The organism is Mesoplasma coleopterae, assembly GCF_002804245.1.
Classification (GTDB): Bacteria; Bacillota_I; Bacilli_A; order Mycoplasmatales; family Mycoplasmataceae; genus Mesoplasma; species Mesoplasma coleopterae.
This window is the reverse complement of the sequence record NZ_CP024968.1, coordinates 150,601-170,136: the sequence shown is the minus strand read 5'-3', so window position 1 is coordinate 170,136 and position 19,536 is coordinate 150,601. Positions and strand designations below refer to the sequence as shown.

Annotated in this window: 29 protein-coding genes; 1 reads left to right on the top strand and 28 read right to left on the bottom strand. The window is 31.7% G+C overall.

Going from position 1 to position 19,536, the window contains the following annotated elements:
* Positions 1-44: 44 nt before the first annotated feature.
* From secY to MCOLE_RS00665, 23 genes are all read right to left on the bottom strand, one after another.
* Positions 45-1,505: a preprotein translocase subunit SecY gene (gene secY / locus MCOLE_RS00775; RefSeq protein WP_100670604.1), complete on the bottom strand. Its 1,461-nt coding sequence runs from the start codon at positions 1,503-1,505 to the stop codon at positions 45-47.
* 1 nt (position 1,506) lies between these two features.
* Entirely contained in the window at positions 1,507-1,944 is a 438-nt protein-coding gene (gene rplO, locus MCOLE_RS00770; protein WP_100670602.1) for a 50S ribosomal protein L15, read from the bottom strand.
* A 20-nt stretch (positions 1,945-1,964) separates the two neighbouring features.
* Positions 1,965-2,585: a 30S ribosomal protein S5 gene (gene rpsE, locus MCOLE_RS00765; protein WP_100670600.1), complete on the bottom strand. Its 621-nt coding sequence runs from the start codon at positions 2,583-2,585 to the stop codon at positions 1,965-1,967.
* A 20-nt stretch (positions 2,586-2,605) separates the two neighbouring features.
* The gene (rplR, locus tag MCOLE_RS00760) at positions 2,606-2,953 is read right to left on the bottom strand and encodes a 50S ribosomal protein L18 (protein WP_011183036.1); all 348 of its coding nucleotides are present in this window, start codon (positions 2,951-2,953) and stop codon (positions 2,606-2,608) included.
* A 25-nt stretch (positions 2,954-2,978) separates the two neighbouring features.
* Entirely contained in the window at positions 2,979-3,521 is a 543-nt protein-coding gene (rplF, locus tag MCOLE_RS00755) for a 50S ribosomal protein L6 (RefSeq protein WP_099650987.1), read from the bottom strand.
* A gap of 19 nt (positions 3,522-3,540) precedes the next feature.
* Positions 3,541-3,930, bottom strand: coding sequence for a 30S ribosomal protein S8 (rpsH, locus tag MCOLE_RS00750; protein ID WP_011183034.1), 390 nt, complete (start codon positions 3,928-3,930; stop codon positions 3,541-3,543).
* A gap of 31 nt (positions 3,931-3,961) precedes the next feature.
* Positions 3,962-4,147, bottom strand: a complete 186-nt coding sequence (locus MCOLE_RS00745; protein WP_011183033.1) for a type Z 30S ribosomal protein S14 — start codon at positions 4,145-4,147, stop codon at positions 3,962-3,964.
* Positions 4,148-4,166: 19 nt separating this feature from the next.
* Positions 4,167-4,709 (bottom strand): 50S ribosomal protein L5, encoded by a 543-nt coding sequence (rplE, locus tag MCOLE_RS00740; protein ID WP_100670598.1) that lies wholly within the window; start codon positions 4,707-4,709, stop codon positions 4,167-4,169.
* A gap of 17 nt (positions 4,710-4,726) precedes the next feature.
* Entirely contained in the window at positions 4,727-5,056 is a 330-nt protein-coding gene (gene rplX, locus MCOLE_RS00735; protein ID WP_011183031.1) for a 50S ribosomal protein L24, read from the bottom strand.
* Positions 5,057-5,069: 13 nt separating this feature from the next.
* Positions 5,070-5,438 (bottom strand): 50S ribosomal protein L14, encoded by a 369-nt coding sequence (rplN, locus tag MCOLE_RS00730; RefSeq protein ID WP_011183030.1) that lies wholly within the window; start codon positions 5,436-5,438, stop codon positions 5,070-5,072.
* Positions 5,439-5,451: 13 nt separating this feature from the next.
* Positions 5,452-5,712 (bottom strand): 30S ribosomal protein S17, encoded by a 261-nt coding sequence (gene rpsQ / locus MCOLE_RS00725; RefSeq protein WP_206335786.1) that lies wholly within the window; start codon positions 5,710-5,712, stop codon positions 5,452-5,454.
* Positions 5,709-6,128, bottom strand: coding sequence for a 50S ribosomal protein L29 (gene rpmC, locus MCOLE_RS03835; RefSeq protein ID WP_011183028.1), 420 nt, complete (start codon positions 6,126-6,128; stop codon positions 5,709-5,711). The genes rpsQ and rpmC overlap by 4 nt, the downstream gene beginning before the upstream one ends.
* Positions 6,128-6,541 carry a 50S ribosomal protein L16 gene (rplP, locus tag MCOLE_RS00715; protein WP_011183027.1) on the bottom strand — a complete coding sequence of 138 codons (414 nt, stop codon included), beginning with the start codon at positions 6,539-6,541 and terminating at the stop codon, positions 6,128-6,130. Before rplP ends, rpmC begins: the two co-directional genes overlap by 1 nt.
* Entirely contained in the window at positions 6,541-7,266 is a 726-nt protein-coding gene (gene rpsC / locus MCOLE_RS00710; protein WP_100670596.1) for a 30S ribosomal protein S3, read from the bottom strand. Before rpsC ends, rplP begins: the two co-directional genes overlap by 1 nt.
* 17 nt (positions 7,267-7,283) lie before the next feature.
* Positions 7,284-7,622: a 50S ribosomal protein L22 gene (gene rplV / locus MCOLE_RS00705; RefSeq protein WP_099650984.1), complete on the bottom strand. Its 339-nt coding sequence runs from the start codon at positions 7,620-7,622 to the stop codon at positions 7,284-7,286.
* An 18-nt stretch (positions 7,623-7,640) separates the two neighbouring features.
* Positions 7,641-7,904, bottom strand: a complete 264-nt coding sequence (rpsS, locus tag MCOLE_RS00700; RefSeq protein ID WP_011183024.1) for a 30S ribosomal protein S19 — start codon at positions 7,902-7,904, stop codon at positions 7,641-7,643.
* A gap of 18 nt (positions 7,905-7,922) precedes the next feature.
* Positions 7,923-8,768, bottom strand: a complete 846-nt coding sequence (gene rplB / locus MCOLE_RS00695) for a 50S ribosomal protein L2 (RefSeq protein ID WP_099650983.1) — start codon at positions 8,766-8,768, stop codon at positions 7,923-7,925.
* Between the two features lie 66 nt (positions 8,769-8,834).
* Positions 8,835-9,119, bottom strand: a complete 285-nt coding sequence (gene rplW, locus MCOLE_RS00690) for a 50S ribosomal protein L23 (protein ID WP_011183022.1) — start codon at positions 9,117-9,119, stop codon at positions 8,835-8,837.
* Positions 9,119-9,745 carry a 50S ribosomal protein L4 gene (gene rplD, locus MCOLE_RS00685; RefSeq protein ID WP_100670594.1) on the bottom strand — a complete coding sequence of 209 codons (627 nt, stop codon included), beginning with the start codon at positions 9,743-9,745 and terminating at the stop codon, positions 9,119-9,121. The genes rplW and rplD overlap by 1 nt, the downstream gene beginning before the upstream one ends.
* 13 nt (positions 9,746-9,758) lie before the next feature.
* Positions 9,759-10,475 (bottom strand): 50S ribosomal protein L3, encoded by a 717-nt coding sequence (gene rplC / locus MCOLE_RS00680; RefSeq protein ID WP_011183020.1) that lies wholly within the window; start codon positions 10,473-10,475, stop codon positions 9,759-9,761.
* A gap of 62 nt (positions 10,476-10,537) precedes the next feature.
* Complete coding sequence (gene rpsJ, locus MCOLE_RS00675; protein ID WP_027875738.1) at positions 10,538-10,846, bottom strand: 30S ribosomal protein S10; 309 nt, start codon at positions 10,844-10,846, stop codon at positions 10,538-10,540.
* A 222-nt stretch (positions 10,847-11,068) separates the two neighbouring features.
* Positions 11,069-11,731, bottom strand: coding sequence for a deoxyribose-phosphate aldolase (deoC, locus tag MCOLE_RS00670; RefSeq protein WP_100670592.1), 663 nt, complete (start codon positions 11,729-11,731; stop codon positions 11,069-11,071).
* 10 nt (positions 11,732-11,741) lie between these two features.
* A complete protein-coding gene (locus tag MCOLE_RS00665; protein WP_100670590.1) occupies positions 11,742-13,427 on the bottom strand; it encodes a phospho-sugar mutase in 1,686 nt (561 codons plus the stop codon).
* Between the two features lie 94 nt (positions 13,428-13,521).
* Between MCOLE_RS00665 and MCOLE_RS00660 the strand changes: the two genes are divergently transcribed.
* The gene (locus tag MCOLE_RS00660) at positions 13,522-14,826 is read left to right on the top strand and encodes a thymidine phosphorylase (protein WP_100670588.1); all 1,305 of its coding nucleotides are present in this window, start codon (positions 13,522-13,524) and stop codon (positions 14,824-14,826) included.
* Between the two features lie 30 nt (positions 14,827-14,856).
* Here MCOLE_RS00660 and MCOLE_RS00655 read toward each other — a convergent pair whose 3' ends face one another.
* From MCOLE_RS00655 to atpA, 5 genes are all read right to left on the bottom strand, one after another.
* Entirely contained in the window at positions 14,857-15,261 is a 405-nt protein-coding gene (locus tag MCOLE_RS00655) for an organic hydroperoxide resistance protein (protein ID WP_100670586.1), read from the bottom strand.
* A gap of 81 nt (positions 15,262-15,342) precedes the next feature.
* Complete coding sequence (locus MCOLE_RS00650) at positions 15,343-15,642, bottom strand: hypothetical protein (RefSeq protein WP_100670584.1); 300 nt, start codon at positions 15,640-15,642, stop codon at positions 15,343-15,345.
* Positions 15,643-15,652: 10 nt separating this feature from the next.
* Positions 15,653-17,092: a F0F1 ATP synthase subunit beta gene (gene atpD, locus MCOLE_RS00645; RefSeq protein WP_099650975.1), complete on the bottom strand. Its 1,440-nt coding sequence runs from the start codon at positions 17,090-17,092 to the stop codon at positions 15,653-15,655.
* A gap of 9 nt (positions 17,093-17,101) precedes the next feature.
* Positions 17,102-17,947, bottom strand: a complete 846-nt coding sequence (atpG, locus tag MCOLE_RS00640; protein WP_100670582.1) for an ATP synthase F1 subunit gamma — start codon at positions 17,945-17,947, stop codon at positions 17,102-17,104.
* Entirely contained in the window at positions 17,947-19,524 is a 1,578-nt protein-coding gene (gene atpA / locus MCOLE_RS00635) for a F0F1 ATP synthase subunit alpha (protein WP_099650973.1), read from the bottom strand. Before atpA ends, atpG begins: the two co-directional genes overlap by 1 nt.
* Positions 19,525-19,536: the final 12 nt, after the last annotated feature.

The following is a 19,536-nucleotide window of genomic DNA, read 5'->3' as shown; positions in this document are numbered from 1 at the left end:
AAAATAATTTTTAGTTTAATCAAAAAAGACCCTCTATGAGTCTTTTATCAAATATGAGTTGAAGTTTTAGTTGAGGTTTCTTCAGTAAATTTTTGTTTTTTGCTTTCAATAAATTTATGTTGAGTAATTCTACCTTGCAATTGTTGTGTTGTTTGAATCGCAACTGATATACAAATAATTAAACCAGTTCCCCCAATAGCTAATTGACTTGGTAAATTCGTCAATTTAGATATTACATATGGTAACGCTGCAATTGCTGCTAAGAATATAGCTCCAAATAAAGATAATCGATTAATTGTCCCCTTTAAGAAATTGGTTGTGTCTTTACCTGGCTTAATACCAGGTATGAATGTTCCTGATTTTTGAAAGTTTTCACTTATTTTTTCAGGATTAATTTGGACTTGTGCATATAAGAATGTAAATAGCACAATCATTACGGCAAATATTCCAATTCCTCATCATGTATTAAATGAAAGGTAATGTTGGGTAAACCTTACAAATGCATTTGTAGAATCAACTGTAGAGGTGCTAGCAGTTGGATCAATAATTTGCGCAATTGTAATTGGTGTAGAAATCAACGCTGATGCAAAGATAACTGGTATAACCCCAGCATTATTTAATTTTAAAGGTAAATATGGTGTATGATCTTTTGAATCAATTAAACCACTACCTGTTTGTTGAATTGGAACTTTACGTTCGGCTTCATTCATAAGAACAACTGAGAATATAACAACAAAGAAAACTAACATATAAATAGAAAATTTAATTATTCCATCAAAGAAAACGTTAATACTTTCATTTGAAGGTATTCAAAAATCATATGTAGCTTTTATTTGGTTAGGTAATTGAACAATAATACCAATAAAGATTACTATTGAAATACCATTACCAACACCTTTGATTGTAATTTGATCAGCTATTCATAGCATAAAGTATGAACCTGCTAACATAACAAGCGGTACTAATACATAGTAAAATGCTGGAGATGCTAATACATTGTCACTTGATCAACCTGGTTCAATAACACCTTGTTGTTGAAGAGTGAATATTGTTGCAATCCCTTGCATTAAAGCAAATGGAATCATTAATACTTTTGTTAATTTATCTAATTTTTTTCTTCCTCTTTCACCAGACTTATTTCATCTAGTTAAAATAGGAACAACATCAGTTGAAAGCAACTGAACAATAATTGAAGCTGTAATATATGGTGAGACACCTAATGCTAAAATTGAGAATCTCCCAATTGTACCTCCACCTAATGTTGAAAGTAATTGAAAAAACTGTGAATTGTTAATAGCATTTTGATAATCAGAAGTTAGTCTGATACCAGGCACTGTAATATATACTCCGATTCTTATAATCACTAATAATAATAAAGTAAAAGCGATTCTACCTAGAATATCTTTATTTTTAATAAAGAAGTTGCCAGTTTTTAAATCGCTATTATTACTTTGTGATTTTTTGGCTGAATATTGTTTGCTTTTTTTAGCGAACTTTTTTGCCATATTAAATCACCTCTACTTTTCCTCCAAGTTTTTCAATTTCAGCTTGAGCTGATTTTGAAACTTTGTTTAATTTTACATTAATTGCTGAAGTAATTGAACCATTACCTAAAACTTTTACTAATTGTTTTTCGTTTTTGATAACTTTATGTTCAACTAATGTCTTATGATCAACTAATGATAAATTTAGTCTTTCTAAGTCAGAAAGATTTAAAATAACATATTCTTTTTGGTTTGGAGAAGTGAATCCAATTTTTGGTAGTCTTCTATATAAAGGAGTTTGTCCCCCTTCAAATCCTACACGAACTCCCCCACCTGAACGTGAGTTTTGTCCTTTGTGACCTCTTGTAGAAGTTTTCCCTTTTCCAGAAGCCATACCTCTACCTACTCTAGTAACAGTTTTTTTGCTACCTTCAGTATATTTTAATTCATGTAATTTCATAATCTGTGTATGCTCCTTTCCTATTTAGTTTCTTCTACTTTTGGATTTTCAGTTTTAGCAACTGGTTTACCAAATCTTAAATTGTTTACTTTTTTAGCTGTGTGCATTGATGATAAACCATCGATTGTAGCTCTAATCATGTTTATTGGATTATTTCTACCTAATGATTTAGCATAAACGTCTGCAATACCTGCTAATTCAATAACAGCACGAGCTGGTCCACCGGCAATAACTCCAGTACCAGGTTTAGCTGGTTTAATTAGAACTTGACCTGCACCAAAGTGCCCGATCACTTCATGAGGAACTGTTGTCCCTCTTAAAGGTACTCTAACTAAGTTCTTTTTAGCTTCTTTAACAGCTTTTTTAATTGCTTCAGGAACTTCGTTTGCTTTTCCTGTTCCTAAACCAACTTGACCTTTTTTATCTCCAACAACAACAACTGCTGCGAATCTAAAGTGACGTCCACCTTTTGTAACTTTAGTAACACGTCTAATTGTTACTACTTTTTCTTCAAAATCATCTTTTTGGAATTGTTTTGGTCCTTGAGGACGACGGTTTGGTTTTCTATCAAACTTTTTTCTTTCAGGTTGAGTTTGATTGTTAGCGTTTTCAGCTACTACTACTTCTGTTTTATTTTCCATATTTCTCACTCTTTACCTTTCTAGAATTTCAATCCGTTTTCTCTTGCTGCTTCAGCAAAAGCTTTTACTTTACCATGGTATAAGTATCCACCACGGTCAAATACTACATCAACAATGCTTTTTGCGATTGCCAATTTAGCGATTTCTTCAGCAACTTTTTTAGCTGCTTCAATGTTCCCTGATTTTAATCCCAAGTTTAATGATGATGCTGAAACTAAAGTTGTTCCAGTTGTGTCGTCGATTATTTGTGCGTAGAAATTAGTGTTTGATTTGAAAACATTTAATCTTGGTTTAGCAGCAGTTCCAGAAACTTTACTTCTAACACGGTAATGTCTTCTTTTTCTTGCTTCTTGTTTAGTATATTTCATAATTCTATAACCTTAAGCTCTGATATTATTTACCAGCTGCTTTCCCTTCTTTTCTAATAATGATTTCATCTGAGTACTTAATTCCTTTACCTTTATAAGGTTCTGGTCTTCTGTATGATCTAATTTCTGCTGCAACTTGTCCTACAACTTGTTTATCAATACCTGAAATAATGATTTGAGTTGGTTTTGGACATTCTACTACAATCCCTTGAGGAATTGTGTATTCAACTGGGTGTGAGTATCCTAGTGAAAGATTTAATTTACTTCCAGCTAAAGCTGCTCTATATCCAACCCCGTTGATGTCAAGAGTTTTTTTGAACCCTTCGCTTACACCAATTAACATTCCTTGTAATAAAGAGTTTGTTGTTCCGTGTAATTGTTTTGTATGTTTAATTTCATTAGCTCTAGTTGTTGAAAGACTTGCTCCTTCAACTTTGATTGTGATTACTTCTGCGAATTTTTGAGTTAAAGTTCCCTTTGACCCTTTTACTGTAACTGTGTTGTCTGATGCAACACTAACTTCAACACCTGCTGGGATAGTTAAAATTCTGTTTCCTATACGTGACATATTTTACCTCTACCTCCTATTATCAGACGAAAGCCAATACTTCTCCACCAATGTTTGATAGACGAGCTTGTTTTCCTGTCATGATTCCTTGTGATGTTGAAACTATTGCAATTCCTAAACCGTTTAATACTTGTGGGATTTCGTTTGCTGGTGCATAAACTCTAAGACCTGGTTTAGAGATCTTTTTAAGTCCTGAGATTACTCTTTGTTTTCCTTGATATTTTAATTCAATAGTAATAGTTTTTTTAACTTCACCTTCAACAGTGAAGCTTGAAATGAATCCTTCTTCTTTTAAGATGTTTGCAATTTCCAATTTCATTTTTGATGAAGGAATATTAACAGTTTTTAACATTCTTTGGTTTGCATTACGGATTCTAGTTAACATATCTGCGATTACGTCTGTTGTCATTTTTTATTTCCTTTACTCTTTCTATTTCCTATTATCAAGAAGCTTTTCTAATCCCTGGGATTTGACCTTCGTATGCATATTTTCTAAAGCATAGACGACAAATTCCAAATTTTTTAAGCACAGCATGTGGTCTACCACAGTTATTACATCTAGTGTAGTTTCTTACGCCAAACTTTTGGTGTTTAGCTTGTTTAACTTTTAATGATTTTTTAGCCATTTATTCCTAATCCCCTTTATTATTTAGCGAAAGGCATTCCAAATTTTTCTAATAATTTGTATGCTTCCTCGTTTGTTTTTGCAGTAGTTACAATTGTAATATCCATTCCGCGTAATTTTTGAACTTTATCATAATCAATTTCTGGGAAAATAATTTGTTCTTTAACTCCCAATGTGTAGTTTCCAAATCCATCAAATGAAGTTTTTGGAACCCCTCTGAAGTCACGCACACGTGGTAATGCAACATTTGTTAGACGGTCTAAGAAGTCATACATCTTTTTCCCTCTTAAAGTTACTTTTGTACCAATTGGCATTCCTTCTCTTAATTTAAATACAGCTAATGATTTTTTTGCTTTTGTTACTAATGGTTTTTGACCAGTTAATTGTTCTAATTCAACAACAGCTGCATCAAGTTTTTTTGGATCAGTTGTAGCATCTCCAACTCCCATGTTAATAACGATTTTTGTAAGTTTTGGAACTTGCATTACTGATTTATATCCTAATTCTTTAAATAATTCAGGAGCAATTTGTTCAGCATATCTAGTTTCTAATCTTGATTTCATTTCTTCATGTCCCTTTCTTATTTACTTGCCTTTTTTAATGGTGAGTTAGATTTTTTTGCAATTCTAACTTTTTTACCATCTTCAATTTGATATCCCACTTTTGAAATACCATCTTTGTTTTTAGGATCTTGTAATGCTACGTTTGATAAATTAATTTTTGATGGAACTTCTTTAATTCCACCTTCTGAGTCAGTTTGTGAAGGTTTAACATGTTTTAAAGAGTTAATTCCTTGAACTGATACTCATTTTTTATCTTTTGATATTCAAGTGATTGGTCCTAATTCACCTTTATGTGAACCAGCGATAACTTTAACCACGTCACCTACTAAGATTTTTGATTTGCTCATTCTCTGGTTCCTCCTATAATACTTCTGGAGCTAAAGATGCAATTTTTGCAAATCCAGCTTCTTTAATCTCACGTGCAATTGGACCGAAAATACGAGTTCCACGTGGAGATTTATCTTCTTTAATAATTACTACAGCATTTTCTGAGAAACGGATGTATGTACCATCTTCTCTTTTTAATTCTCTAGTAGTTCTAACAATAACAGCTTTAACAACTTGACCTTTTTTAACAGCTCCTCCTGGAGTTGCTGATTGAACTGAACAAACGATGATGTCTCCAATTCCTGTAAACTTTCTAACTGATCCACCTAAATTACGAATAACACGAACTTCTTTAGCACCTGAGTTATCTGCTACTTTTAATTTTGATAATGTTTGAATCATATCTCTTTATCTCCTATAAAACAGCTTTTTCTACTACTTTTACTAATCTGAAGTTTTTTGTTTTTGATAAAGGACGTGTTTCCATAATTTGAACTTTATCCCCTATTTTAGCAATTTGTTGTTCGTCGTGTGCTTTATATTTTTTAGAATACTTAACACGTTTTTTGTAGATTGGGTGGTTTTTGTAAGTTTCAACTAATACAGTAATTGTTTTATCCATTTTGTCAGATACAACTTTACCAACTAGTATTCTTCTACTATTTCTTTCCATTATTTAGTTTCTCCTTCGTTTACATCATTTTGTTCTTCAACTACTGCATTAGCCATAGCTTCTGCGATAGCGTCATCATTACTTGCACCGTTGTTTTCATATTGTGCTTGTAATTCTTCGATCATTTTACGTTGTTTTGCTCTAACTTCTTTACCAGCTTTTTCAGCTTCAGTTACAGCTTGGTTATAGTTTGTTTTAACAGTTTTGTTTACTTCTTCACCAGCTTTAGCTTTCTCAGCTATTACTAATTGAATTCTTGCAATTTCTTTTTTAATTTCTTTAATACGGTGTGTTTGTTCTAAACTTCCAACAGCAGCTTGAAATTTTAATGCGAATAACTCAGCTTTTTTAGCTTCGTTTCTTTCTAATAATTGTTCTACTGAAAGCGCTCTAATTTCATCCATTAATTTATTTGCCATTATTCTTCACCTCTTTTAACGAATTTGCAACGAACTGGTAATTTGTGCATTGCAAGACGTAAAGCTTCTCTTGCAGTTTCTTCACTAACTCCAGCAATTTCAAACATAACTGTTCCTTCTTTTACAACTGCTACTCATTTTTCAGGGTTCCCTTTTCCAGATCCCATTCTAACTTCAGCAGGTTTTTTTGACATTGAAATGTGTGGGAAAATTCTCATTCAAACTTTTCCATCACGTCTCATATAACGTGTCATAGCAATACGAGCTGCTTCAATTTGACGGTTATCGATTCATGCCCCGTCAAGAGACATTAATCCATATTCACCAAAGTTGATTGTTTTAGCTCCTTTTGCTTTTCCTTTAAAACTAACTTTATGAGGTTTACGATATTTGGTTCTTTTTGGTAATAACATTATTTACGTCCCCCTCTGTTGTTGTTTTTGTTGTTGAATCTTCTATCATTATTCATTGGTGCTTTTTCAGAAACTCTTTGGCTTTGACCTCCGATAACTTCACCATGGTTAATTCAAACTTTAACACCAATTTGTCCATATGTTGTTGGAGCTTCATATAAAGCATAATCAATGTCTGCTCTTAATGTAGATAGAGGTACTGATCCTTCGATGTACCCTTCTGTACGAGCCATTTCAACTCCACCTAAACGTCCACTTACAGAAGTTTTAATTCCTTTAACTCCTGCTTTTAAAGCTTTTCTAATAGCTAATTTTTGAACTGTTCTAAATGAAGCACGGTTTGTAATTTGTTCTCCGATTCATCTTGCAACTAATGTTGCATCTGCATCAGGGTTTTTTATTTCAATTACTTTAACTTCAACTTTTAAGTTTCTATCTTTAGCAATTTTTTGAACTGCTGTTGCGATATTTGAAACGTTTTTACCTTCTTGACCAAGCACGATAGCTGGACGAGCAGTTCTAATGATTAAAGTAATGTTTGAGTTTGTTCTTTCAATTTTAATTTTTGATACAGCTGCATCTTTTAATAACTTAAGAACTCCTTCACGGATTTTGATATCTTGATCTAATCATTTAACGTATTGATCTTTTTCAGCATATCAAGTGTCTTCTCAATCTCTAACGATTCCTAAACGTAAAACATTAGGTGATACTTTTTGTCCCATATATTATCTCGTCCTTCCTATATTCTTTCATCACTAACAATAATTGTTATGTGTGATGTTCTTTTTAAAATTTCGTATGCTCTACCATGAGCTCTTGGTCTAAAACGTTTTAAAGTTGGTCCTTCGTTAACAAAAATAGTTTTAACAAATAATTTATCTGCATCCATTCCATTATTGTTAACTGCGTTTGCGATTGCTGAGTTTAATAATTTTAATACTGGCTCAGCAGATCTTTTATCTAAGTTGTATAATGTTGCAATTGCGGCTGCAACTGGTTTGTTTCTGATTGTATCTGCTACTAATCTAACTTTTCTAGGAGAGATACGAATCATATTTAAATAAGCTTTTGCTTCCATATTGTCATCCTACCTCTTCTATTTCTTACCTTTGTCGTCTCCGTGACCACCGAATTTACGAGTTGGGGCAAATTCTCCTAATTTGTGCCCAACCATATCTTCTGTTACGTACACGGGAATAAATTCTTTACCATTGTATACTCCGAAAGTTTTACCGATGAATTCAGGGAAAATAGTTGATCTACGTGATCAAGTTTTTATAACTTCTCCATCTTTTGCAACTTCAGCTTTTTTAAATAAGTTTTCGTCTACAAATGGTCCTTTTTTTAATGATCTTGCCATGTCTTCTATTCTCCTTCCCTATTTCTTAGCATTACGCTTTCTTACAATAAGTTTCTCTGATGGTTTCTTAGTGTTTCTTGTTTTAACACCAAGAGCTTTTTTACCTCATGGAGTAACTGGGCTTTTACGTCCGATTGGAGTACGCCCTTCCCCTCCCCCATGTGGGTGATCGTTAGGGTTCATTACTGAACCACGAACTGTTGGACGAATACCTCTTCAACGGTTACGTCCAGCTTTTCCTCAATTAACTAAGTTGTATTCTTCGTTTCCAACTTCTCCAATTGTTGCGTAACATTCAGCTAAAACTTTTCTTACTTCTCCAGATGTTAAACGTAAAGTTACATACTTACCATCATCATCTTTTCCTAAGATTTGTACTGATGTTCCAGCACTTCTAGCCATTTGTCCACCTTTTCCAGGTTTTAATTCAACGTTGTGAATTAATGTCCCTTCAGGAATGTTTTTTAATGGAGCTGCATTTCCAACTTTAATATCTGCATGTTCTGAAGCAACAATTTTCATTCCAACTGTCATTCCTTTTGCAAATAAGATGTAACGTTTTTCCCCATCTAAGTAATTAACTAAACAAATAAATGCATTTCTGTTTGGATCATACTCGATTGTAGCGATTGTTCCAACAACATCTCTTTTATTACGTTTAAAGTCAATAATTCTGTATTTTTGTTTGTGTCCTCCACCTTTGTGACGAGTAGTTATTAAACCACGGTTGTTACGTCCGGCTTTAGAATTTTTAGCAGCTAGTAATGATTTTTCAGGAGTACTTGTTGTTAAAGTAGCCTTGTAATCAATACTAGTCATATTTCTACGACCGTTTGTCGTAGGTTTATATTTTTTAATTGCCATAATATCCCTTTCTATAGCTTTTTCTTTTTGATTTATAATATTTGTCGCCTATGGGCTAGGTTTTTTCTATAAATCACTTAAAATATCTAATGTTTCACCATCTTTTAAAGTGATGATTGCTTTTTTGTAGTTATTTGTTTTTCCGACAAATCTACCCATTCTTTTTTCTTTTCCGTCATAGTTCATTGTTCTTACTGATTCAACTTTTACTTCAAAGATTTCTTCGAATGTTTTTTTAATTTGAACTTTATTAGCTCTTCTGTCAACTAAGAAAGTATATACACCGTTTGCGTGACCTAAAAATGATTTTTCAGTTAACACAGGTTTTTTAATTACTTCTGTTAAATGCATTATGCGTATACCCCCTCAACAGCCATTGCAGCTTCTTCTGTCATAACTAATTTAGTTGCATTTAAGATATCAAATACATTTAATTTGATTGATGGTAAAGTTTTTACCCCTTTAATGTTACTTGAAGATTTAATTACTAATTCTTCATTTTCTTTAGTAATGATTAATGTTTTTTGATCATCAATTTGTAAATTTTTCATTACGCTAATCATTTCTTTTGTTGATGGTTTAGCGAAATCGAATTTATCAACGATTACAAGATTTTGTTCACTAGCTTTAATTGATAATGCTGATTTAAATGCTAATGCTCTTACTTTTTTGTTTACTGATTTCTTGTAGTTAATATCAGGTGTTGGACCAAAAGTAACCCCTCCACCTCTTCAGTGTGGTGCTCTAATTGATCCTTGACGTGCACGTCCAGTTCCTTTTTGTCTTCAAGGTTTTTTACCACCACCACGTACTTCAGCACGAGTTTTAGTTTTTTTAGTTCCTTTTCTTAAAGCAGCTTGTTGTGAAATAACAGTGTCATAAATAGCTTGTTTATGTGGTGCCACATTTCAAACACTATCATTTAATGAAATTGTTTTAACTTCTTGTCCTTGGACGTTTAATACTTTTAATTCCATAATTGTTCTCCTATTACTCTTCTGTAGAAACAACTTCTTCAACAACTGGTGCTTCGATTGGAGCTTCAGTAGCTACTGGTGCGTTTCTTACTAATAATTCTGCTGCTTGTGTGTTTGATAGACCTTTAACATTAGCTTTGATTGTAACAAATCCTTTGTTTGGTCCTGGAATTGAACCTTTAACTAACATAATGTTGTTATCGATTGCAATTACTTCTAAGTTTTGAACTGTACGTTTAACATGTCCCATGTGACCTGCCATTTTTTTAGATTTGAAAATACGGTTAATAATAGCTCCCATTGAACCGATACCACGGTGGTAACCTGACCCGTGAGCCATTGGTCCTCTTGAGTAGTTATGTCTTTTGATTGCTCCCGCAAATCCTTTTCCTTTTGAAATTCCTGTAACGTCAACGTATTGACCAGTTTCGAAAATGTCTGATGCTGAAATTACTGATCCAACTTCAAACCCTTCCATGTTTCTGATCTCTTTTACGAAGCGCTTAGGAACTGAATTAGCTTTTTTGAATTGTCCTAATTCAGGTTTGTTTACTAAGTTTTCTCTTTTGTCGAATACTCCTAATTGAGTAGCAACGTAACCATTTGTTTCAAGAGTTTTAACTTGTAAGATAGTGTTTGGTTGAACTTCAACTACAGTAACTGGTACTAATTTCCCGTTAGCTGTAAAAACTTGAGTCATTTCAACTTTACGTCCTAAGATTCCTTTCATCTTTTTATCCTCCTAATTGATAATCATGTATATTTCGTTACTTAATTTTGTATTTGTATTTTTTATAATTTGATTTCGATATCTACACCACTTGGTAATTGAACTCTTTTTAATACGTCCATTGTAGTTGGTGTTGGATTTAAAATCTCTAATAATCTTTTGTGTGTTCTCATTTCGAATTGTTCACGAGAGTCTTTGTACTTGTGAACAGCTCTTAAGATGGTAATCACTTGTTTATCTGTTGGTAATGGGATAGGTCCTCTAACCTTTGCCCCAGTTCCTTCAGCAGCTTCAATAATTTTTGAAATGCTTTGATCAATGATTGCGTGATCATAGCCTTTTAATTTTATTCTCATTTTTTGTTCTGCCATTGTAACCTCCATTTTTAATAATTTTTTCATTCATCAACAACCCTTACCGGTGTGTTGTAAATGAGCACACAAAATACACATGCTAAAATATTATATTCTATGACCTTTATAAAATCAACTAAAATGTTCTTTTTAATAAACTTTAGCTAAAATATAATGTTCTTTTAGCTGCCTTTTTGCCAATTTTTAATAAAAAATGAGCAAAATAAAACAACGCTAGTTTTAGTAACTTGCGTTGTTTTCTTCACCTTTAATAATAGCAACACCACCACTTGTACCCAAGCGATCAGCACCTGCTTCAATCATTTTTTGAGCATCATCAAATGTTCTAACTCCACCAGCAGCTTTAACTAAAGCATTATCTTTAACAACTGATTTCATTAATTTAACGTCTTCAAATGTTGCACCTGATTTTGAGAACCCTGTTGATGTTTTAACAAATTCTAATCCAGCTTCAACAGCTATTTCACAGGCTTTTATGATTTCTTCTCTTGTTAGTAAACAATTTTCCATGATACATTTTACGACATGTGATCCAGCTGCTTTTTTAACAGCTTTCATATCTTCTAAAACTAATTCATAATTTTTATCTTTTAAAGCACCAATATTTAATACCATATCAATTTCAGTTGCACCATTTTTAATTGCTTCTGTTACTTCAAAAGCTTTTGTAGCAGTTGTACATGCTCCTAATGGAAAACCGACAACATTAGTAATTCCAACATTAGTTCCTTTTAATAAATCATTACAATAGCTTGTTCAGTATGAATTAACACATACTGTTGCAAAATCATATTCGATTGCTTCATCACATAATTGTTTGATTTCAGCTTTTGTTGCATCCTGTTTTAACAGTGTGTGATCAATATATTTGTTTAGTTTCATTTCTTTTCTCCTAAATATTCATTTTTATTTTTAGTTCTTCAATAATTTTATCAACTTTAACTTTGGCTGCTTCCACAGTTTCACCAACTCCAATAAAATATATTTTTAATTTTGGTTCTGTTCCGCTTGGACGAACAGCAAATCAAGATTTATCTTCTAAATAAAATTTTAATAAGTCCTGACCAGGCATGTTGTACATACCGTCAATGTAATCTTCAATATTAACAACTTTTAAATCAGCTATATCAGTTAATGGTGTTGATCTTAATGATTTCATTAATGGTTCAATTTTTAGTTTCTTCTCTTCAGGTTTGAAGTTTAGATTTAAAGTGAAAGTGTAATATGCACCCATTTCTTTAAATAAGTCTTCTAAGTAATCTACTAATGTCTTATTTTGTTTCTTATAAAATCAAGCAGCTTCTGCAATTAAAATTGAAGCTTGTATTCCATCTTTATCTCTAGCTGAGTCATCAATAACGTAGCCATAACTTTCTTCATAAGCAAATACAAAATTTAATCCATTATCTACTTCTTTTGCAATTTCTCTTCCCATTCATTTAAAGCCAGTTAAGGTTTTTACAATATTAACTCCATATTTTTCATTAGCAATTCTATCACCTAAATCACTTGTTACAAAGCTTGAGTATAAAGCTGGATTTTTTGGAAAGCTATTCAATCGTTTTAAATTAGATAATTTTCAATCAATTAATATTGGCCCAGTTTGATTTCCATCTAATCTAATAAATTCTCCATTATGTTTAATAGCCATACCAAATCTGTCTGCATCAGGATCATTCATGATGATAATATCTGCATCATGTTTAACACCATATTCAAGAGGTATTTTTCAAGCTGGATCAAATTCTGGATTTGGATTTACAACATTCTTAAATGTTTCATCTTCAAACGCATGTTCTTCAACTTCAATAACATCATATCCTGATTCACGTAATATTTTTGGGGTAAATTTAGTGCCTGTTCCATTTACAGCACTAAAAATAATTTTTAAATCTTTTTTAGAGTTTTGTTCATTTTTATAAAATTCTAGGTTCTTTATCATATCTACATAACTGTTAATAACTTCTTCATTAACTACTTCAATTAAGGAATTATTAACTTCATAATCTCAACTTAATATATCTGATATTTCATCCATTCTTTTAGCAATAACTGCTGTTTGCTCATCTTGCAATTGACATCCGTATGGATCATATATTTTATAACCGTTATATTCTGAAGGATTATGTGATGCTGTTATTACAATACCTCCAATACAGTTTAAAAATTTAGTTGCGTATGAAACAACAGGTGTAGGCATCATTTCATTTTCTTTAAATAAATATGCTTTAATCCCAAAGCTTGATAAAACTTCGGCTACAACTTTTGCAAACTGTTTAGAATTATGACGGTTATCATGACCAACAACTATTCCATCATTCAACCTATTTGGGTAATTTTGTTTTAATAATTCTGCAAATGCAATAGTAACTTTTTTAACAGTGTAAACGTTAAATCTTCCAGGTCCTGCTCCAAGAATACCTCTTATACCTGCTGTTCCAAATTCTAACTCTATTCCTTCAAATGCTGCATGCAATTCATCATCAGTAGCATTTACTAAAAGGCTTTTCAACTCATCATCCAATTTTTGGTTATTTATTCATTCACCATAAACTTTGTTATTTTTATCAAAAACCATTTGTACTCCTTATGTTTTTTATATGTCTATTCTATTATAATATAGTAGAAAGAGTAATGGTGTAAATATTGTACACTCTTACAAAAGGAGACTTATGAACTACAGTTTTAGTGAAATTATAGAAAAAAAGAAACATTCAATAGAATTATCAGCTGAAGAAATTAAATGATTGATAAACAGTTACGTTAAAAATAATGTAACAGATTATCAAATGGCTGCTTTTGCTATGGCGGTTTATTTCAATGGAATGACCAAAGCAGAAACTTTAGCATTAACCCAATCTTATGTTGAATCAGGATATGTTTATGATGTTAGTGAAGTTACAGGTTTAAAAGCTGATAAGCATTCAACTGGCGGAGTTGGAGATAAAACAAGTTTAGTATATAGTCCATTAGTTGCAAGTTATGGAGTAAAGGTTTGTAAACTTTCTGGTAGAGGACTTGGAGTAACTGGTGGTACTATTGATAAATTAGAATCATGTAAAGGTTGAACAAGTGAATTATCTAAAGAAAAATTCATTAAAACAATTAATGAAGTTGGAATGAGCATCACAGGTCAATCAGATGATATCGTTCCTGCTGATAAAAAAATGTATGCGTTAAGAGATGTTACTGGAACTGTTGATTCTATTCCTTTAATCGCTGCTTCTATTATGAGTAAAAAATTAGTGATCGATAGTGACAGTTTAATTCTAGATGTTAAAGTTGGAGCTGGTGCATTTATGAAAAATATAGACATCGCTGAAAAACTAGCAAACGAAATGATTACTATTGGGCATGGATATAATAGAAAAGTTTCAATTCTTCTTACTGATATGCAAAAACCTTTAGGAAAAGCTATAGGAAATGCAATTGAAGTTAAGGAAGCTTGAGATACTTTAAATAATAATGGTCCAGAAGATTTAAAAGAAGTTGTTTGTACAGCTGCTGGTTTAACTTTAACTGACCTTGGCATTTTTGATAAATTAGAAGATGCTATAAGTGACTGTTACAAAAAACTAGAAACAGGTGAGTGCGCACACTTTTTACAAGAATTTGTTGAAGCTCAAGGTGGAAATTTTGAATTAATTAAAAACTATGAACAAAATTTTACAACTAAGAACAAAATTGAAGTTTTAGCAGAAGAAAACGGTTACATCATTTCTCAAGATGCTGAAACTATAGGATTACTTTCAATGGAACTTGGAGCAGGTAGAAAAACAAAAGAAGATTTAATAGATTTTTCAGCTGGAATATATTTAAATAAAAAAACTGGTGATGTTGTAAAAACTGGTGATGTTGTTTTAACTTTCTATACAAACTTTGATATTAACAATGATTGAATTGAAAAAGCTAAAAAAAGTTTTACTATTTCAAGTCAAAATGAAAAACAACAAAATATTATAAAAATTATTAGATAAAAGAACACCTACAAAGTGTTCTTTTTTTTGTTATTTTAGGCTTAACGTAACTTCTACATTGTTTTTTAAAGCTTTTGAATAAGGACATACCAAGTCTGCTTCATGCATTAATTTTTCAGCAATTTCTTTATCTGCTCCTATAATTTCAACTTGCAAATCAACTGATATATTGAAGTTCAATTCTCCGTTATTATGTAAAGCCACTTTTGCTGTTACATTTGTCTTAAATGAAACTTTATTTTTAGCCATTACAGCTTGCAATGCTCCATTAAAACATGAGCTATATCCTGCTGCAAATAATTGCTCAGGATTTGTTGTTCCTTCTAAATTTAATGTAGGTGATGATATCTTTAAACTAAATTTTCCATCAGATGAAATAACTTCTCCAGTTCTTCCTCCTGTATTAGTTACTGTTGTTTCATAAATTTTACTCATAATATGTTCTCCTTTTATTTAATTATGTTCCTAAAAATACAAAAAAAACTTTATTTCTTAAAAAGAGATAAAGTTTTTTAATTAATCTAATTTATCTGGTGTTGGTAATTTAGTACCATTTTCATTTACCAAATATAATCTTTCTGTAATTATCTTACATTCTGTTGCGTTAATTATTGCTAGGCCTCTATGTAAGTGAATTCAATGAGTTTGATTATTAACTTTAAAATTCATATTGCCAATTTTTAAAGCTGTAACCAAAGGCGACATATTTCCTAATACCCCAATATCTCCATCAATAGTTTTTAAGTTAATAATATCAACTTTTTTATTGTCTATAAATTTACCATTTGGAGTAGTAATTATTAAATTAATTGCCATTTAAATTCACCTACTTTTTATTTTTAACTTTTGTTTCATTGTATGCTTGAATAACATCTTCAGCTGTTCCTTTATATAAGAACAAGATTTCTGGAATGTCATCCATTTCACCATCAAGAATCATTTTAAATGATCTTACTGTGTCAGATACTTTTACATATTGTCCAGGACGACCTGTAAATTTTTCTCCTACAAAGAATGATTGAGACAAGAAGTTTCTTATCTTACGTGCTCTTTGAACAATTAATTTATCTTCTGCACTTAATTCATCCATACCTAAGATTGCAATGATTGATTGTAAATCTTGGTATTTTTGTAGAGTTCCTTGAACACCTAAAGCTACATTGTAATGTTCTTCTCCAATAATTTCTGGATCTAACATTCTTGATGAAGATGAAAGTGGGTCAACTGCAGGATAGATTCCTAAACTTGCAATTGAACGGTCAAGAACAATTTTTGCATCTAAGTGTGTAAATGTTGTTGCAGGTGCAGGGTCAGTTAAATCATCAGCTGGTACATAAACAGCTTGAACTGATGTAATTGATCCTTTATTTGTTGAAGTAATACGTTCTTGTAATGCTCCCATTTCTGTAGATAAAGTTGGTTGATATCCAACAGCTGAAGGCATACGCCCTAATAAGGCACTAACTTCACTACCTGCTTGTGTAAACCTGAAAATGTTATCAATGAATAATAGCACATCCATGTTTTTTTCATCTCTAAAGTGTTCAGCAATTGTTAAACCTGTTAAAGCAACACGCATACGTGCCCCTGGTGGTTCATTCATTTGTCCAAATACTAAACTTGTTTTATCCAAAACTCCAGCTTCGATGAATTCATGATAAAGGTCATTTCCTTCACGAGTTCTTTCACCAACTCCAGCGAAAACTGAAACCCCACTGTGAGCTTTAGCAATATTGTTAATTAATTCTTGAATTAAAACTGTTTTACCAACTCCGGCTCCACCAAATAATCCAATTTTTCCACCTTTAGCAAATGGAATCATTAAGTCTATAACTTTAATTCCTGTTTCCAAAATTTCAGCATTAGTAATTAGTTCTTCATAAGCTGGTGCATCACGGTGAATAGGCATTCTTTTACCTGTGAATTCTGGTTTTTCATCAATTGCATGTCCTGTAACATTAAACATACGTCCTAAAACATCGTCACCAACTGGTGCTTGAATTGGAGCATTTGTATTAATAACTGGAAGACCTTTTGCCAGTCCTTCAGTTGGTCCCATTGCAATTGTTCTAACAACTTCATCACCCATGTGTTGCTCAACTTCTAAAACTAATTCAACTCCATTGTTATCTACAACCAAAGCATCATAGATCATAGGAATATTATCTTCGCTGAATTTAACATCAACAACTGGTCCTAAAATTTGGAATACAAAACCATTTGCTGAATTAACAGTATTTTTACTTGTTGTTTTTTTTGCTGCCATATTTTTCTCCTATCCCATTAAAGCATTAGCACCAGAAACAATCTCTGATATTTCTTGTGTAATTGATGCTTGTCTTTCACGATTATACTGAATACTTAAATTGTATTCTAATTCTTTACCATTATTTGTTGCATTTTCCATAGCTAATCTACGGCTTGCTTGTTCACTTACTTGTGATTCAACAATTGTTCCAAAGATTATAGTGCTTAAATACAAAGTAACAGCATTATTTAAAACTTCTTCAGCACTTGGCTCAAAGCTATAGTAACTATTTGAAGTTTCTTGAGCATCCTCTTTAATAATTGGGAAAACTCTTAATTTTGTTGGTTCAAATGTTACATTGTTAATAAACTTTGTATAAACAATTTGAATTTCATCAAATTCTCCACTTGAATAATAACTTAATAACTCATTACCAATTTGTTTTGCTTGTGATGGTGAGAAATCAATATCAACACCAGTACATTCATTTTTAATTTTCATTTTTTTACTATTGAAAGCAGAAACAGCTTTTGAACCAATAGCATAAATTTGATCTTCTTTTTTGAAATTACTAATAACTAATTTATTAACGTTAGTGTTATATCCACCACATAAACCTAAATTTGAGTTAACAACAACTCATAAAGTTTTTTTAATATCATTAGTAGAATTTTTTAAATAAATTGATTCACTTGAATGTTTAATTATTTCATTAAAAATTGAATAAACTTCAGATACATATTCTTGAGTTTCAGTAACTTTTTTACCAATACGGCGTAATTTTGCACTTGCAACTAATTGCATCGCATTAGTAATTTTACCGATATCTTGAGTATTTGAAATTTGTGTTTTTAAATTACTTAAATTTGCCATTACTTACCTAATTTTTTAAATTCTTTTTCATCCCCAAAAATAGTAGGGTTGTAGTTATTTAAAGTAGAAGTGAATTTAACAACTAATTTTTCAATTTCTTTTTGAATTCCACTTTCAAGATCAGCGCTTCATTCAAGTTTTTTAGCTAATTCAGCTTTTAAAGCTTTCGCCTCTTTTTCATTATTAAAGAATGTAATTATTTCAGTTTTGAAATCTCTAATGTTTTCTAAAGGAATTCATTTAATTAAGTGAGATTTAATTGCAAATAAAATAATTGCTTCATCTATTTGATTTAAAGGTGAATATTGACGTTGAACTAACATTTGGATAATTCTTGCCCCATGATCTAAAGTAGCTTTTGTTGATTCGTCTAAGTCTGAACCAAATTTTGAAAAAGCTTCCAATTCATAGTATTGTGCTAGTTCCAATTTCAATGTTCCTGAGACTTGTTTAACAGCTTTAATTTGTGCTGATGAACCAACCCTAGAAACTGAAGGACCAATATTAATAGCTGGTCTAATACCTGCCATGAATAAATCACTTGATAAGAAAATTTGTCCATCAGTAATTGAAATAACGTTTGTTGGAATATATGCTGAAATATCGCTTGCTTGAGTTTCAATAATTGGTAGTGCTGTAATTGATCCACCACCAAATTTTTCATTAACTCTAGCTGCTCTTTCTAAAAGACGTGAGTGTAAGTAGAAAACATCACCAGGGTAAGCTTCACGACCTGGTGGTCTTCTTAATAGAAGAGACATTTCACGGTAAGCTACCGCATGTTTAGACAAGTCATCATAAACAATTAAAACATCTTCACCATTTTCCATTCATTCTTCACCAATAGTTACACCTGTATAAGGTGCTAAGTATTGTAATGGCGCTGAATCACTAGCTCCTGCATTAACAACAGTAGTATATTCCATTGCACCATATTTTTTAAGCTTTTCAACAACTTGCGCAATTGTTGAATCTTTTTGTCCAATTGATACATAAATACATTTAACATTTTTACCTTTTTGATTAATTATTGTATCAATAGCAACAGCTGTTTTACCAGTTTGACGGTCACCAATGATTAACTCACGTTGACCTTTTCCAATTGGAATAGAAGCATCAATTCCTAGAATACCTGTTTCTAGAGGTTGACTAACTGATTTACGAGCCATAACTCCAGTTGCAATTTTTTCAACTGGTTTAAATTTTTTAGTTTTGATTGGTCCATTGTTATCAATTGGTTGACCTAATGCATTAACAACTCTACCAATCATTGCATCACCAACAGGTGTTTCAACAACTTTACCTGTACGTTTAACAATGTCACCTTCTTTGATAAGTTTATAGTCCCCAAGAATAACAGCACCAACTGCACCTTCTTCAAGACTTAAAACCATACCATAAACATCATTAGGGAAAATTAATAATTCACCCATTAAAGCTTTGTCTAATCCGTAAATTAAAGAAACACCATCCCCAATAGTAACAACACTACCTTGCTCAGCTTCGATAATGTCTTTACCATAGTTTTTTATTTGTTTTTCAATAACTTCAGAGATTTCTTTAATATTTAATGCCATATATTAAACCTC